General features: G+C 56.8%; 12 protein-coding genes. 3 read left to right on the forward strand and 9 right to left on the reverse strand.

Going from position 1 to position 15433, the window contains the following annotated elements; all coding sequences use genetic code 11:
• Positions 1–102: 102 nt before the first annotated feature.
• Positions 103–1992 carry a glycoside hydrolase family 13 protein gene (locus AAFH99_RS05040; RefSeq protein ID WP_406828839.1) on the reverse strand — a complete coding sequence of 630 codons (1890 nt, stop codon included), beginning with the start codon at positions 1990–1992 and terminating at the stop codon, positions 103–105.
• Between the two features lie 301 nt (positions 1993–2293).
• Here AAFH99_RS05040 and AAFH99_RS05045 point away from each other — a divergent pair, with 301 nt between their 5' ends.
• A complete protein-coding gene (locus AAFH99_RS05045; protein ID WP_406828840.1) occupies positions 2294–4561 on the forward strand; it encodes an alpha-amylase family glycosyl hydrolase in 2268 nt (755 codons plus the stop codon).
• A gap of 36 nt (positions 4562–4597) precedes the next feature.
• Here AAFH99_RS05045 and pgaD read toward each other — a convergent pair whose 3' ends face one another.
• The 4 genes from pgaD to pgaA are packed head-to-tail and all read right to left on the reverse strand — an operon-like array spanning position 4598 to position 10177.
• A complete protein-coding gene (pgaD, locus tag AAFH99_RS05050) occupies positions 4598–5077 on the reverse strand; it encodes a poly-beta-1,6-N-acetyl-D-glucosamine biosynthesis protein PgaD (RefSeq protein WP_406828841.1) in 480 nt (159 codons plus the stop codon).
• Positions 5074–6330: a poly-beta-1,6-N-acetyl-D-glucosamine synthase gene (pgaC, locus tag AAFH99_RS05055; RefSeq protein WP_406828842.1), complete on the reverse strand. Its 1257-nt coding sequence runs from the start codon at positions 6328–6330 to the stop codon at positions 5074–5076. The genes pgaD and pgaC overlap by 4 nt, the downstream gene beginning before the upstream one ends.
• Complete coding sequence (gene pgaB, locus AAFH99_RS05060; protein ID WP_406828843.1) at positions 6327–8156, reverse strand: poly-beta-1,6-N-acetyl-D-glucosamine N-deacetylase PgaB; 1830 nt, start codon at positions 8154–8156, stop codon at positions 6327–6329. Before pgaB ends, pgaC begins: the two co-directional genes overlap by 4 nt.
• Positions 8157–8158: 2 nt before the next feature.
• Positions 8159–10177 carry a poly-beta-1,6 N-acetyl-D-glucosamine export porin PgaA gene (gene pgaA, locus AAFH99_RS05065; RefSeq protein ID WP_406828844.1) on the reverse strand — a complete coding sequence of 673 codons (2019 nt, stop codon included), beginning with the start codon at positions 10175–10177 and terminating at the stop codon, positions 8159–8161.
• Between the two features lie 215 nt (positions 10178–10392).
• On the opposite strand from pgaA, the gene AAFH99_RS05070 reads away from it, so the two are divergent.
• Together AAFH99_RS05070 and AAFH99_RS05075 are read left to right on the forward strand one after the other, a co-directional pair.
• Positions 10393–11262 carry an alpha/beta hydrolase gene (locus tag AAFH99_RS05070; protein WP_406828845.1) on the forward strand — a complete coding sequence of 290 codons (870 nt, stop codon included), beginning with the start codon at positions 10393–10395 and terminating at the stop codon, positions 11260–11262.
• 42 nt (positions 11263–11304) lie between these two features.
• Positions 11305–12009: an MnmC family methyltransferase gene (locus tag AAFH99_RS05075; RefSeq protein ID WP_406828846.1), complete on the forward strand. Its 705-nt coding sequence runs from the start codon at positions 11305–11307 to the stop codon at positions 12007–12009.
• A 38-nt stretch (positions 12010–12047) separates the two neighbouring features.
• Here AAFH99_RS05075 and AAFH99_RS05080 read toward each other — a convergent pair whose 3' ends face one another.
• The 4 genes from AAFH99_RS05080 to blaOXA form a co-directional block, all read right to left on the reverse strand.
• A complete protein-coding gene (locus AAFH99_RS05080; RefSeq protein ID WP_406828847.1) occupies positions 12048–12446 on the reverse strand; it encodes a hypothetical protein in 399 nt (132 codons plus the stop codon).
• Between the two features lie 670 nt (positions 12447–13116).
• Positions 13117–13566 carry a VOC family protein gene (locus AAFH99_RS05085; RefSeq protein ID WP_406828848.1) on the reverse strand — a complete coding sequence of 150 codons (450 nt, stop codon included), beginning with the start codon at positions 13564–13566 and terminating at the stop codon, positions 13117–13119.
• Positions 13567–13731: 165 nt separating this feature from the next.
• Positions 13732–14538, reverse strand: coding sequence for an alpha/beta fold hydrolase (locus AAFH99_RS05090; RefSeq protein WP_406828849.1), 807 nt, complete (start codon positions 14536–14538; stop codon positions 13732–13734).
• Between the two features lie 44 nt (positions 14539–14582).
• Positions 14583–15347 carry a class D beta-lactamase gene (gene blaOXA, locus AAFH99_RS05095; protein WP_406829165.1) on the reverse strand — a complete coding sequence of 255 codons (765 nt, stop codon included), beginning with the start codon at positions 15345–15347 and terminating at the stop codon, positions 14583–14585.
• Positions 15348–15433: the final 86 nt, after the last annotated feature.

Genomic DNA, 15433 nt, shown 5'->3' on the forward strand with positions numbered 1-15433 from the left:
TGCTCGCTCCGCAACTCCGTCATGCCGGACTTGATCCGGCATCCAGCTGTGCTGGATCTGGATACCGGATCAAGTCCGGTATGACGAAGTGAGAGGGTTTCGCTAGTGGACCTCAACAACCGCCACATCACCTGCAGGGATCACCATCTCTCTCAGCGGAGTGGACCTGCCGGAGGTAATGTCGGTTGCTTTGGACTTTGTTCCCAGCATTTCTGCCAGATGCGCCAGCGGCACCTCACGGGCTGTATCGCTCTTGTTGATCGCTACCATGACCGTGTCGTTGTCGTCATAGCGGAAATACACATAGAGGCCATCGATAGGGGCAAAGTGTTTGAGCTTACCGCTGTGGATAACGTCTTTGTCCTTGCGCCAATTGAACAGGGTGCGCACAAATTGCTGGGCCTGTTTCTGTTCTGCGCTCAGGTTTTTACCGGTGAATGCGTTTACCTTGTCGCTGGCCCAGCCGCCGGGGAAATCGCTGCGCACGATGCCGTCGTCCCGCTGCTTGGGGCTTTTTGCCAGAATCTCGTCGCCGTAATAGAACTGCGGAATACCGCGCATGGTGGCGATGTAGGCGATCGCCATACGGAATTTGCCCAGGTCTTCATCCAGCTGACTGTAAATCCGGCTCATATCGTGGTTGCCGGCGAGGATCACCAGATTGTTCGGATCGGGATAGAGCACATCATTGGCCAGTGACTCGTACAGGGAAATCAGGCCGGTACTCCAGGTCTCCGGTTTTTCCAGTCCTTCGCGCAGGCCGTAAAGTAGCGGGAAGTCCATCATGCTGGGCATGTGGGAGACGTAGCCATTGCGGTTTTTATTGCCCGCCTGCCAGTAGGCCACCAGCGCCGCCTGCCGTGTCCACTCCTCGCCGACGATATTGAAGTTAGGGTATTCCCGCATCAGGCGCGCGGACCAGCGGGTAAGAAAATCCGCATCGGAATAGGCATAGGTGTCCACGCGAATACCGGAAAGATCCGCGTACTCCACCCACCAGATGGCGTTCTGGATCAGGTAGTTGGCCACGCGCGGATTGCGCTGGTTGGGATCCGGCATGGAATCTACAAACCAGCCGTCGGTAAACAGCTGGTGGTCCTTGTGACTGGCGTAGGGGTCCATGTGCACGGTGCGCGCGTGATTGGTGTATTCGAACTCGCCCTTTTCGATACCGGTGCCATTGAGCCAGTCATCGCCCGGCAGATCCTTGAGCCACCAGTGCCCGTCACCGATATGGTTCGGCACCATATCCTGAATCACCCCGATCCCTTTCTGTTTTGCCGCGGCGACAAACGCGCGGAAGCTTTCATTGCTGCCGTAGCGCGGGTCGATGCGGTACAGATCCGTGGCGGAGTAGCCATGGTAGGAGTAGGCCGGCTGATTGTTTTCCACCAGCGGGTTGGGCCAGATCTGGGTGAAGCCCATATCGGCGATGTAATCCAGGTGCGCCTGCATACCGGCGATATCACCGCCGTGGCGGCCGCCGGGATTGCTGCGGTCCGGGCCTTCTATGGTGTCCCCGGTGCGGTCGTTGGTGGTGTCGCCATTGGCGAAACGGTCGGGGGTGATCAGGTAGATGGTGTCGCTGCTGTCGAACCCCTGGCGCTCGGCGGAGCCGGCGCGGCGCTGTTTGAGGGTGTACTCCACAGTGATTTGCGTGTCGTCACTGCGCAGTGCTATGGGCAGGGTACCGGGGCTGGCGTCCTCGCTGATGGCGAGATTGATAAACAGGTAGTTCGGGCTCTGCTCCCGCTCGGTACCGGTCAGGGTTACACCGGGGTAGTCGATGGTGACTGCAGCGTCTGCAATATCGTCCCCGTGCAGCATCAGCTGCAGATTGGGCTCCGCCATCTGCGTCCACCAGAAGGGTGGTTCCACCCGTTCAACCGCGGGCTTGTCGGCGGCATTCGCGCCCATGGTCAGTGCCATCAGCGCCGAAAACAGCGGGGCGGACAGTCGTGCCCGAGGGCGGCGGGGAGTATCCATCATCATCGCGGTCACCTGTTATTGGTCTGGGCGCTCTATCCCAAGGGACGCTAATCCGGGGACTGTTCGCACTTTTTTTCACCATTGTGCCCACTCTGCACCCCCCTGTTATCCCCCTCCCGGCGGGGGGAGTCGCCGGGGCTCCCCTTTCGTGGGGCTGGCGCGAAATTTCACCACGCCCCACCCGGGGAGGAGGTACCGCAGCGCCATTTCGGCAGTATGTACAGGAGCCCGTAGTAGCGCGGATCTGCAGTAGAAAGTTCGACGGGCACGCATTTAAGAAAAATAATCAACCGAGATGATGAATATGAACAAGAGTTACCTGGCCCTGGCGGCACTGCTGCTGGGTACGAGTTCTATGGCGCAGGCGGAGTGGTTCCTGCGCGGCACCCACAACAACTGGCAAGCGGATCAGATGCAGGATGTCGGCAGCAACACCATGCTCGCCGACGATGTGGTCTTCACCACCGCCGGCGAGATCAAATTCGACCGCTGGGGAGACTGGAGTGAAAACTATGGTGCCAACGGCCAGCAGAACGGCAATAACATACCGGTCGCTGCCGGCACCTGGGACATCAAGTTCTACACCGACACCCACGACTATCACATTATTCCGGCGGACGACCCGGTAACCCCCGCGGCCACCCTGCACCTGCGCGGGACGCACAATGGCTGGGCCGCCGGTGACCTGCTTACGCGGATCGGTGACAGCGATGAATACGAAGCCTGTCGCAACTTCACCAGCGGTGACGGCAACGGTGGTCCGCGCTTCAAAATCGATCCCAGCGGCAGCTGGGCCGGGAGTCAGTTCCCCGCACAAGATGCCACCGCCAGTGGCTGGACCCATATTGTCGCCAATGGCGAGAGCAACAGCCTTGTGAGCATCACCGTGGATCTCGGCGAAAACTGTGGCACAGCTCCCCAGGATAGCGATGGCGACGGCGTGCCGGACTCTACCGATCAATGCCCCAACACGCCCGCTGGTGCCACTGTGGATGCCAATGGCTGCGAAGTGGAGCAGCCGGTACTGAGCGATTTCCGCAACCGCAGCATGTACTTCGTATTTGTGGACCGCTTCGCCAATGGCGATCCCAGTAATGACAACGGCAACAACCCGGCCGCAACCTCCAGCACCAAATCCGCTGGCGGCCTGTCCGAGTGGAAAAAATACTGGGGCGGCGATATTCAGGGCCTGATCGACAAGCTCGACTATCTGGAGTCCCTCGGCGTTACCGCTATCTGGGTTACTCCGCTGAACGACAATATCGACAATTCAGGATCGGATGGGGCCTACCACGGCTACTGGGGGCGCGACTTCTACGAGGTTGACGAGCACCTGGGGGACTGGGCACTCGTAGACCAGCTGGATGCGGAAATGGAAGCGCGCGGTATGAAGCTGGTGCTGGATATCGCCCTCAACCACTCCAACCAGGACGATCAGTACGAGTTTGGCGCGCTCTATAAAGAGGGCACCTTTATCACCGATGTAAATCAGGATAACGGTACCTGGTATCACCACAACGGCGCTATCGCCGACTGCGGTGACAGTGATCCTGCCACCACTTGCGGTGGCGAGTGGGACGACCCCTGGTCTTTCACCAACAAGACCCTGTTCAACCTCACCGACTTCAACCACGGGTTTAACAGCAATAGCGCGGCGGACCAGTACCTGATTGATGCCGCGATCAAGTGGATGAGTCACGGCGTGGATGCCTTCCGTATCGATGCCATCAAGCATATCGAGCCCAACTTCATCAATCGCTTCAGTCAGGCCGTACGCGCGGTGGATCCGGATGTGTATATCTTCGGTGAGTGGTACGGCGCCGGTGCGGGTGAAAGCCTGTCGATGACCTTCCTCAATGAGAACCGCGGCTCCGAGCTGTTGGACTTCCAGCTGCGCAACAACATCGAAGCGGCCATTGCCGGCGATATTTCCATGACCCAGCTGAACGCCCACATCGAGTCCCGCGCGGGTGCGATGGGCAACCGCGAAAGCTGGCAGCCTATCTTCCTCGACAACCACGACGCCACCCGCACCAGTGTATTCCTGCAAACCACAGGGCCTGTGGACAACGGCCGTACCGGCAAAGGTTTCAGCAAGGCGCTCGCCGACGCGCGCCAGAACCTGGGTATGGCCCTGGTCATGACCCTGCCGGGCATTCCCACCATCTATTACGGCAGCGAGCAGAACAGCACCTGGTTCACCGCCAACGGCGACGGTCAGATCGGTCACGACCCCTACAACCGCGAGGGTATGCCCTCCTTCAGCGAAACCACGCAGGCGTTTCAGCTGATCAGCGCCCTGGCCAACCTGCGCGCCCAGAGCCCGGCACTGGCTTCCGGCAGTTACAACGAGCGCTGGGTGAACCAGGACATTCTGGTGTTCGAGCGGATCCAGGGTAACGACGCGGTAATGGTCGCGGTAAACCGCGGTGGCAGCACCTCCATCAACGTGAGCAATCTGGCACTGGCCGACGGGCAGTACAGCAGCCTGGTGGGCAGTGATTCGGTGAGTGTGAGTGGTGGCTCCGCGGTTCTGAATCTGGATGCCAACGAAGTCATCGTGTTGCACTAAACCGCATTGTCCCGTGCCTGCTCACAGGACACTGGACTAGCGATCTTTTCCTGAAGCCCCGGGCAGCCGCTCGGGGCTTTCTATTTTGGTAATACTGCCATTGTCGATTTGCACCAGAGAAATTCTCTGTACCTGTAGCATTTCCATTTGGCCGGGATGCAGGGAAAAGTTCTGCGCCTGCTGCTCCGGTGGTAGGGGTGGGGGTGGATTTCTGGCATCGGCAACCGACTTGAGGTATTCGCGGCGGCTGATCGCAAGAATGGAAAGTGATAGAGAAAACAATACGATCAATTTGAAGAAAGGTAGCAGTTCCTGAAAAAAAAGTTTTGCGTGTACCGGAGGAAGAGCGTCGCGCAGACCAAGCGTCACTTCGGCAGCATGCCAGGCGATGATCAGCAGTGGTTGCAGCAACCCGATCATCAGGGCCCACGCCAGAAAGGTGAGTACACCATCGCGAAAACGGCACCATCTGGGGACGCGTGCCCGGTCAATAATAGGTGGCCAGTCTGCTTTCATCGGAACCCCCGGTCAGGGCTCGTCCAGGTACCGGTTTGACGTCGCAAGTAGAGAATACTGCGAGGTAGACCGACGATCGCAGTCAGCGCCTGTACTACCCAGAAAATCAGTGGATACCAGATAATCCAGTAAAGGCTGCGGAAAATATCCGGTTCAACTCTCCGGTCGAGCAATGCGGCGACCAGCGCCTGCAAGAGGTAGGTCAGTGCAAGGGTCATTCCCCACTTGTCAGGCAGGAACCCCAAGCTGCTAAAACCCAGCCCAAACGAAACTCCCAGCTGATGCAGTAGCCCGACACCCATAAACAGAAGTATGGTGTAGGACCACAGAATCGAAACCACATAGTTGGCCCAGATGGGCCACATGCGTAGGCCTTTGCGAGTAAACAGCTGCGGAAAATAGCGCAGGATGACCGTTGTGCCTCCTTCGCTCCAGCGCACCCGCTGTCGCCACAGACCGCGAAACGTTTCCGGGGTCAGTATCCAGGCCAGCGCTTTGGGGGCAAACTCCACATTCCAGCCCGCCATCTGCAAACGCCATGTCACATCCACATCATCCGTCAGCGCCTGCGTATTCCACCAGCCGGCTTCCTGCAGGGCGCGTTTGCGAAACGCGCAGACCGCGCCCGACACCGTAAAGAAACTGCCGTAAATATTCTGTGCGCGGCGGATCAGCCCCACCATGCCGGAGAACTCCCCCACCTGCAGTAGCCCCACAATACTGCTGCGGTTGCGAATGCGCGGATTGCCCGCGATACCGCCGATCCGCGGGCTGACCTGAAACTGCCGCACGATCCAGTGCAGGGCATTGCGATCCAGTAGTGCATCGCCGTCGATACACACCAGTATCTGGTAGCGCGCCGCCAGAGCGCCGGTGTTCAGTGCACAGGATTTGCCCTGGTTGCTGCTGAGGTGAATTACCGACAGGCGCGGATTGGTTTCGCGCAGGGCGTCGAGGGTGGCAGCGGTTTCGTCTCTTGAGCCGTCGTTTATCGCGATCACCTCAAAATTCGGATAGGTGATGCGGCTCAGGTTCTCAATGGTTTCCCTGACCTGTGGGCCCTCGTTAAAACAGGGCACCAGTATGGAAACCCCCGGGTAGGTGGTCAGTGCCGGGGGCCGGTCAAAACGCGGCATATGCCGTTCGCGTACGATGAAAAAGAGCAGGGCTCCGGTCATCCAGTAGTAGGCCATGACAAACGGATAACCGAAACAGAAGATGGCCAGGGCCTGTTCGACATACGCCCAGTTCACGGTGCCTTCTCCCCGGGCTGATCGGCGGGGGGCGTGGTGTCTTTTTTAAAGGTGCCCCGAGGCGGGAAAGCGCGGGCAGAATTGGTGGGCGCCAGTGTGTCTGCCGGGGGGCGGTTGTCGATCAGATCCTGGGGCTCCCAGCCAAAGGTGGTACCGCCATAACTCTGGTAGTGCAGAATCGCATTGCGGATTTCCGCCACATTCGCCTTGCCGCCGGTATAGCCCCACAGGCCAGTACGGTGTGCAATGTGCTGATAGGGCGAAAGTCCATCGGGCGGGGCCGGGTCGCGCGCATCCCGCGCCAATGGAATGGGGTTACTGGTGGGGCCGGGCACCAGAGTGACATCCGCAAGCGCTGCGCCGCGCATCAGCGGATAGTATTGCGGGGCGCGCCAGAAAAGCTGCAGCCCGGATCGCTCCTCCTCAATTATGGCGAAACAGCGCATCGCCAGTCGGTCGGCCAGCGGCCAGCGGCTGAAGTCTGTGCGCTGACGCCTGGCACGCATTTGCCAGGGCATATCCTGTGGATCGGCGGGTTGCCGGGCGAGGCTGGCAACGTCTTCCAGCAGCAGTCCGTCAAATGGCACATAGCGTCCCAGATCGCGGCACAGTTGTTCCACCGCCCCGGTGGAACCGAGGGTGTGCAGCGCCTGCCGATGGGGAAAGCGGATAATCACCCGGGTGCCTGCGCGCGCGTTTATCTGTGCGGCCAGCCGCGACAGCAGGTCCTGGCGCAGTGGCAAGGTCTGGGTGGGGAACCAGCTGGCCTCGATACGGCCGTGTTCGTCCGCCGCCAGGGCATCAATCAGAACATGGGTGGTACCCAGCGTCAGCAGGTTCTCCAGTGTGGTCCCCAGTCGCAGATTCGTCACCTGTGCACTGCTACTGGCGAAGGCTGCCGGGTTCAGGGGCACGATGCGTCGGGTATTGGTCCATGGATCGATAAATTGCATCGCCGATACCCACTCACCGAGCGACGGGTTCTCGGTGGGCAGGTAGCGGGCGATCTCCATGGGGACCGCAGAAGAGGGTGCCGCCAGCTGCGCGGGTTCGGGATCCAGGGTTAATGAAAACTCGAAACCTATGGCGCGGGCGATTTCCAGCGTCGTCTGGTTATAGCGTCCATAAGGCCACACCAGTGCACGGGGCGCGCGACCCAGCTGTTTCTGCATGCCGTCGCGGGCGCGTTGCAGGTCGCGGCGGATACGGGCGCGGTATGCCGCTTCGTTTTCATATCCCCGCGCCGGGTCATACCGGCGGGTGACGGCTGCGGGCAAACCATTGCCCTGGGGGTTGCCGATTTCTTCCCGGTGCAGGTTAAACGTGTGTGAGGCAAATTCGATAAAGCCGGAGGCCTGCATCTGGCGCGCCTCATCCCAGGTGATAAACGCACTGCGCGGCAATTGCTGGCGCCCGTAAGTCACCGTCTCCCCCGCAGGCGTATCCATCCACCGCCCCACAACGGCCGCCACCACCGGGAAGCGATAGGTCAAAGCGAGTGGGTAGACCCGGGTAAAGGTGGTGCGGCGGCCGTCGTCTACGGTCAGCAGAATGGCCTTCTCCGGTAAGCGGATTTCACCGCGCTGTGCGCGGGCAATATCGTCGAGGCGGATGGGTGTCCAGTCGTTCCCGGCAAGCCATTCAAAAAAAGCGACCAGCCGATCACTGGTGATGCCGGAGTCGTCCAGCTGGTCTTCCGAGTCCGCAATATCGTGCAGCGCCACACTGTAAAACACACCGGGCGCGGCAGTCTGGATTTGCGCGGCAGCGCAGGCGCTTATCAGCCAAAGCAGGATTCCCACTAGCAGGTTCGGCCAGCAGCGCATGGTCAGAACCTCTGGCTGTAATCGAGAAACAGCCCCCAGGAATATTCATTCTCACCATCGTAGCGGCGCATCGAACGCTCGATACCATAGTGCAACCAGGTGCGCGGCGAGGGTTGCCAATACTGGCTGTAGCGCAGGGAACCGATGGGGCCGGAGGGATAGTTCTGCTGCCAGTAATTGCCCAGCTCGATAAAAAACTGCTGCACCAGATCCGCATCGTACCAGCGCCATAAACGGTGTTGCACCGCGGCGGACAGCATCGCCGAGTAATCCTCCTCCGGATTGAAGTAGGGCGCTCCCCTCAGACTGTTGTTGGAGGTATACAGGGTCGGGCGCAAATAGACATCCACGGAATGGCCGTCGTGCACCTTCGACATACCGCTGATAATCCACTGGGTACGGTGATTGCCATCGGTAAAATCCGCCACTGCGGTATTTACCGACACACTGCCGGTATCACCGAACGTGTACGAAGCGGACACACTGGCGGAGTCCGCGCGAATCCCCGCCTCCAGGGCACGCAGTGGTGTCATCTCCGAGAAGCGCTGCAGGTCGGCCGAAAAACCCCAGTGGTCGCTCGGTTGCCATTCCGCCAACAGGCTGGCGCCGCCGCCGTCCAGTTCCCCGCGGTGGTTCCAGCCCGCCAGAGTCAGTGTGAGATCCGGCCAGCGCCCCTCAATACCGGCTCCGATCGCATTGTGTTGCAGCGAGCGTCCCTCAGGGGTAGAGCTGGTGCGGATATCTGCGGCGAACAGCCGGTAGCGCTCTTGCAGCGGTGGCGTGAATACCTTGAGAGAGCCATCGAGTCCGCCGCCCTCCGCATCGGGGCCGCCTCCCCGGGTCTTTGAGGGGCGCAGTTCCAGCTGTAACTCCGCTTCCTGGTGAATGGCCAGGTCCCGTTGCAGCCGACGCACCTGACCGTTGCCCGGAGCGACTTCTGCGAGCGCATCAATCTCCTGCTCAGCGATGTGCCAATGGCGCCTTCGCAGCAGCGACTCCGCAGTGGAAATACGGATAGCCAGGGCATCCGGAGACAGGCTGCGAGCAATCAGCAGCTCCTGATGTGCGCGCCTTGGCCATTCGCGGGCGGCGGCGGTCTCGCCCCGTTCCGCCCGCAGCCAGGCATTCGCCGGTGCCGCCTTCACCAGTGGCTGCAGGCGCTGCCAGCCGGCTTTTGGCATGGCGACGAGGCGACGCGCCTGTGCCGCAAGCGTCTGATTACTCAACCATTCCTCATTGGGAGCGGGGCGCCCATCGATGCCGATACGTCGCCAGGCACTGCCTTCCGACGCCAGGGCATCCGCTGTTGCCAGCGCGGCATCCAGCTGCTCTGCTTCCAGTTGGGCATAGAAGAGACCGATGCGGGCATCGCGGTTGTAATCGCCCTCGGCAATCACCTTTTGATAGAGGGGAATCGCGCGCAGCGGAAGGCGCACCGCCAGCAATGCATCCGCTTTGGCCTGAAGGACATAGAGTGGGAGCGCATCGCCGTGTTGTTCAAGCCTGGCAATTTCATCCAGTGCCTGCTGCCAGAAACCCCTGTCGCGCAGGGCAATCACCAGATCTCTCCGCAGCCGGGTAACCAGTCCCTGATCCACAGGCTGGCTGTTTTCGGCGCGCTGTAACTGGGAACGCAGCGCTAAGATGGCCCGGTCGGTGCCATCGTACTGGTGGGCCGGCCCGCCCGTATTGACCTGCTCCCCCCAGCGCACCAGCAGTGCCGCCTGGCGCGCATCGATACCGGGATCGCTGGAGCCCCGAGCGCGCTCTGCAGCAAATGGCGCATTCAGTTCCATCACAATATCGGCCTGGGCGCGGCGAATATGCGGATTATCAGGCGCAATCAACCGCGCCTCACCAATCAGGCGAAGCGCGGTGTAACGGTCGCCCTCTCGAAAGGCAGCACGACCCTCTTCGAGTAGTAACGCCGCCGCCTCCGCTGGCAGTGGCGCTTCATTGTTCGCAAATGCACTAAGCGGCGCCATTGCCGCCAAATAGAGCGCGCCCAGAAAAGCTCGCATTCCTTCGCTCCGGACCAAGAGCCGCTCAGGCTCCAAATCCTGTTTTTCGTTTTTTTAGATCACAGCTTTAAAACTTAGCAGCTTCGGTGCGAGGCATTGAAAAGAATGAGAGCGCGGAATCGCGATGAGTGCTGGGAAAGTGGTATCGTGGCAGGATGGATTTGAGAGGAGCCAGATAGGTGAAGCGCATATGCTGGGCAGTTGCGGCAGTGGCCATGAGCGTGTTGCTGTCGGCTTGTGATGTTTTTAAGGATGAAGAGTCAAAAATGACAGGTGCAAAGCCAACCCCCATGGACTTTCTTCCGGCCTTATCCGGTGACTACTTCCGGTTCGACTCGGAGCAGGTTGGCCGCCCATTTCATATCTATATTCGGCTGCCGGAAGACTATGCAGATTCTTCGCAGAAGCAGTATCCGATAATTTACCTTCTGGATGGTGATTCTCTATTCCCAATTTTGGCCGCCAACCACATGTTTCTGCACTACGACGATGATATTCCGGAAGCCATCGTAGTAGGGATTGCTTATGGCGGCTTCGACCCCGAAACCAATTGGCGAGATTTCGACTTCTCCACCTACGCCGCTGACTGGAAGCGCAGTGGCGGAGCGGAGGCTTTTCATAACTTTCTGGAGCACGAATTATTGCCAGTAGTTGAGAATCGCTACCGTGCGGACTCAGAAAGACGCGTACTATTCGGCCAAAGTCGCGGTGGGTTTATGGCGCTGTACTCTGCTTTCAATCATCCGGATCTCTTCTGGGCGCGCATTGCCAGTAACCCCAGTTTTCTACCAGATGGAGAGCAGTTCTTCGAAGAGCCAAAACTCGGCAAGCGGGGGGACCTAATGGTAATAGTGGCGAGTTCATCAGAGGACCGGTACACAGATAACCGAACCCGGTCATTCGAGTGGCAATCCCATTGGTCAACACGTGATGATGCCCCATGGACTACACATTTGGTCAATATTGAAGGTGGTACGCATGCCGCGAATAGCACAGACAGTTATCGAGCGGCATTGCGGCTGTTGTTTAAAGCAGAAATTGATGGGGCAAAAGAGGTCCCTGGAAATTTAACGGCCGCTCACTAAAAGCAGCAGAATGCTCATCTGTCCTCTAAGGCGAACCCCACTATGAAACCCTGGATTCAACTCGGTACTGCAGAGATTCCCAATGATGGCGGTACGCTGACCCTACGAAAGCGCGACCAGGAGTTCTCCATCTCCCTGTCTGGCCCTCGTGGCGAGCTGATGAACAGTCGCAGGTTCCACAGTGAGCAGCAGCTATCTGTGTTGGGCTGCGCGCATCTGCAAAATCGTAAGGATGCCCGGGTGTTGGTCGGTGGTATGGGGATGGGCTATACGCTGGCTTCCGCATTGGAAGCCGTACATGCGTCGGCACAAGTGATTGTCGCAGACCTGATTCCCGAAGTGGTGGAGTGGAACCGTGGCCCACTGGGCGAGTGTGCCGGGCGACCTCTGGATGATAGCCGGGTCGCCGTACACATCGGCGATGTGGGCGAGCTGCTGGTAGATCGAAGCAATGAATATGATGCCGTGCTGCTGGACGTCGATAACGGCCCGGAGGGGCTAACGCACAGCGACAACAACTGGCTGTATTCCATTGAAGGCACTAGTAGTATCCATAAATGCCTGAAGCCGGGAGGTGTGCTTGCCGTATGGTCGGCGTCACCGGACACGGTATACGCCAGTCGGTTGAAGAAGGCTGGGTTTCAGGTGGAGGTGAAGACTGTGCGCGAGCGACCGGGGAAGGGCGCCCGCCATGCGATATTTCTCGCCCAAAGACCGGGTACAGAAAACAAGAATCGAGGCCGCTAATCTGCACTCGGTAGTTTATGAGAGTGACCCGACCCGGCCTACTCGACGCGGCGCCAAATCTCATATTCAGCGCGCTCGCCATCTTTCCAGCGCTCGTTATACCAGTATTCATCTTCAACTCTGGTGGTAAACACAAATTTTGCACCAGACTGCTCGCCAAAAGAATTGAAGTGGAGTGTTTCCGTATACCTCCCATCGGCGACCTCATAAGTCCCGGTACCCGATGCCCAGAACTCGCCGCCTTTCATCGACGTAAAGCTAAAATGACGATCGCTGATGATCTTCAGCGCCTTAAAATCGAGATCCTGATAATCGATCAGAGTACCCTTGTTGTCTACATAATTCCCGGAAACCAACTCCCAGGCTCCGGTAAGGTTATCGGCGCTTGCGAAGGTGCTAATCAGGGAAAGTGCAAGGGCTAAAACGGTTTTTTTCATATTAATCCTTATTGAAAGTGTTTTAATGTGCCAAGGCTGTTATCTGCTGATTATCGAAGTGGATTTTACCGGCATCGGTAACGCTGCCTGAAACGCCTCAATAATTTAGCTGTTGACCTCATTTATAAGCAGGCCTTTGTCGATGTAGTTGTCGAGGGTAAGCTCACCCCCGGGTACCGTTCGATCCGCAACACATACTACTTCCCGGGTTTATCGTCCTCGCTCTCTTTGTGAACAATTGTGCCAACAGTTATCACCCTTCCTTCAGCCTTGGCTCTAAGAAAGCTTTTTCCAAGTTTGCTTGGTTTGTCGGCACCGACAGTGAAAAACTGGGGTATATTGTTGGATGGCTTGCAGATCATTCTAGGTTCAGCAGTGTGCTCAATCTCCGAGCTCAATTTTTGAATCTGCCAGTCGGACTCTGGCAAAGTTGAAAGTTCTTCAAATAGATTCGGAGAGATTTCGTAAGCTCCACACTTTGCGCACTCGACGAACATGCGGCCACCACTCCATTCTTTGGGGCGGGTGGTGACGCTATTTTTACAAATCGGGCAGCTATCCATGTTCGTCGGCATCTGTTGTATGGCCTGCGTAGGAGCGAATAAGTCTAAATGTCATTGAAGTGAGCGAAGAAAACTACCAATGATTCAGATGGCATGTTTTTGCTTTGTCAGTGGCTGCATTCACCCAGCTCTTGTGCTAAGCCAATGAGAATTCCTTCTGGGCCCCGTATGTAGCAGAGTCGATAGATCCCCTGGTAATCGACAATTTCATCAACCACTGTGGCACCAAGTGGACGAAGACTGGTCACGGTGTCCTCTATATCTTCAACGGTAAACATAACACGCATATACCCTAAAGAGTTTACCGGAGCTGTACGATGGTCAGATACGACAGCCGGGAAATCAAAACGTGTTAGTTCAATTCGACTGATATCGTCTGGGGTTTTCATCATAGCAACTTCAACTCGCTGACCTCGTACACCGGTTACTCGGCCAGACCAGTCGCCTTCTACAACCATACGGCCTTCCAGAGAAAGGCCAATGGCACTAAAAAACTCAATACTGGCGTCCAGATCTTCGACCGCAATTGCCACATTGTCCATTCTTTTTACAGTCATATGTACCGCCAAATATCGATGAATTTATCCGCGGTGGGGAATCTTGCTGAGCGCACTGTCCCCGTGGATTCATGTGTTTCAATTTTATCCTGTCACTGTTGACGTTAAATAGTTAGTAAACTCGTTTGTAGCTCTGTAAAGTACACCGTAAGGTCGCTTCTGCCATCAAGCCACGCATGAGTGTATTAGCTCTGCTAGCTTTTGGGGAATGGTAAGCATCGGCCAATGCCCACCCTCAATATTCTTAAATCGCCAAGATCCACTGGATTTCAACGTAGCAAGTAAGTCATGTGCGCGGGAGAAAGACAGCCAACCCTCGTGCGCAATGAATGTGGCTGGTATATCTACCAGAGGAGATTCTAGCTTTACTGCATCGGTAACGGTTTTGCCCGGATGTGGCCTCTGCTTTGCGCAAAGTAAGTTAATGTCGGCATCATTGAGCCTTGGTTGCGTCGCTAACTCCGCCCGGGAGGGTGCCGGCCACATGCCTTCGTTCTCTAAAATTGCTCTTTCTTCCTCATCAATGCACAGGCCCGACACGTCCAGGAGTGATTGGCCAGACACAGGTAAAAAGGCCTCAATGAAAATGGTATGCCGGATAGATACGCGCCCGCGAGTAGCTACTTGGCCTACGATAATTCCAGAATAGCTGTGACCGACAAGTACGATCGACTCTAGACCATGCCTAATGATGTACGATTCAACATCCTCAATATGCGTGCTCAGGCCAATTTCGCACGTCTCGCTTTGTTCATTGAGGCCCGAAAGGGTGAGTTGATGAACGTTGTGTCCTCTATCACGCAGCGACTTGGCAACTTCATCCCATATCCAGCCTCCTGCCCATGCACCAGGTACGAGTACGAACTCCATAGCTTCTCCTATCAGCCAGTGCAGCGGGCTGTGCGCTACGTATAGCGCCGCGCTTGCTATTTCTCTCAAGGATTCAGCCTTGCTACTTAAGGCCAATTCCATAGGTCGAATCCGATCGGTATCTGTACTTGCAAGTCTCAGCTCGCTTATAGAATCCCCAAAGCTTTGAGACTTTCTTTCCCTAGTTTCACACGCTGTTTCGCATCGGATGTGTTTTTGATGTCCATATTTAGGGCAAACGAATACACATGGTTACCCTTTGTGACCCATCCGACCCACCATCCTACGCCAGGATTCGGTACATTTTCCCAGCCTGTCTTTCCGTAAAGCTTCCAGCCTTCACCTTGTTCTAGCAGGACGATATCTCGAACAGCTTTTTGGATATCTTTTGATACCGGAAGTTGGTCTTGAGCGAGTCGTGATAGAAAGATAGCTTGCTCTTGAGCGCTGATTTCCAGCGGCCCATCAAGCCAGAATGTATCTATAGATGTACCAACATCTTCATTCCCAAAACCTAGCTTCGTGACATACGCCTGCATTCGCTCTAAACCAGTACGACGAGCCAGCGCCTGGTAGATGGGAATGTTGGATATAGAAATAGCTTCACGTAGCCCCATATCCCTTTCCCAGATTTTAAATAATTGCTTCTGCCCGCCGTAGGGGAGAATGTCGTCGACGCCCTCTACTGCGCCCACAGAAAGACCAATCAAACTATTTGCAATTTTGAATGTAGATGCTGGAACAAACCGCACTTCAGATCTTTGAAGATTATGTCCTATGAATTTTCCAGAGCCGGAATCATATAGGACAAATGTTCCAGAGACGTCGGAGCTAGTAAATAGACCATTGACTGCAGAACTTTCTTCCCAATCTGTGGAAAAGCACGGAGTAGAAAGAATGGCAAAAAATATAGCTACAAAGTAAGCGCTCAATAAACCCCATCTAAAACTCGGCAACCCTGCCCGGTACGCTTCTGATTTTTAACGATCAGGAGATC

Origin of the sequence: Microbulbifer sp. ARAS458-1 (assembly GCF_045348205.1) — a bacterium.
Taxonomy (GTDB): domain Bacteria; phylum Pseudomonadota; class Gammaproteobacteria; order Pseudomonadales; family Cellvibrionaceae; genus Microbulbifer.

Excerpts from the sequence above, each read along its gene's own strand:
- pgaA (WP_406828844.1), bottom strand. The coding sequence starts at position 10,177 with ATGCGAGCTTTTCTGGGCGCGCTCTATTTGGCGGCAATGGCGCCGCTT.
- pgaD (WP_406828841.1), bottom strand. The coding sequence starts at position 5,077 with ATGAAAGCAGACTGGCCACCTATTATTGACCGGGCACGCGTCCCCAGA.
- AAFH99_RS05045 (WP_406828840.1), top strand. The coding sequence starts at position 2,294 with ATGAACAAGAGTTACCTGGCCCTGGCGGCACTGCTGCTGGGTACGAGT.
- AAFH99_RS05040 (WP_406828839.1), bottom strand. The coding sequence starts at position 1,992 with ATGATGATGGATACTCCCCGCCGCCCTCGGGCACGACTGTCCGCCCCG.
- AAFH99_RS05085 (WP_406828848.1), bottom strand. The coding sequence starts at position 13,566 with ATGACTGTAAAAAGAATGGACAATGTGGCAATTGCGGTCGAAGATCTG.
- AAFH99_RS05070 (WP_406828845.1), top strand. The coding sequence starts at position 10,393 with ATGAGCGTGTTGCTGTCGGCTTGTGATGTTTTTAAGGATGAAGAGTCA.
- AAFH99_RS05080 (WP_406828847.1), bottom strand. The coding sequence starts at position 12,446 with ATGAAAAAAACCGTTTTAGCCCTTGCACTTTCCCTGATTAGCACCTTC.
- AAFH99_RS05090 (WP_406828849.1), bottom strand. The coding sequence starts at position 14,538 with ATGGAATTGGCCTTAAGTAGCAAGGCTGAATCCTTGAGAGAAATAGCA.
- pgaB (WP_406828843.1), bottom strand. The coding sequence starts at position 8,156 with ATGCGCTGCTGGCCGAACCTGCTAGTGGGAATCCTGCTTTGGCTGATA.
- AAFH99_RS05075 (WP_406828846.1), top strand. The coding sequence starts at position 11,305 with ATGAAACCCTGGATTCAACTCGGTACTGCAGAGATTCCCAATGATGGC.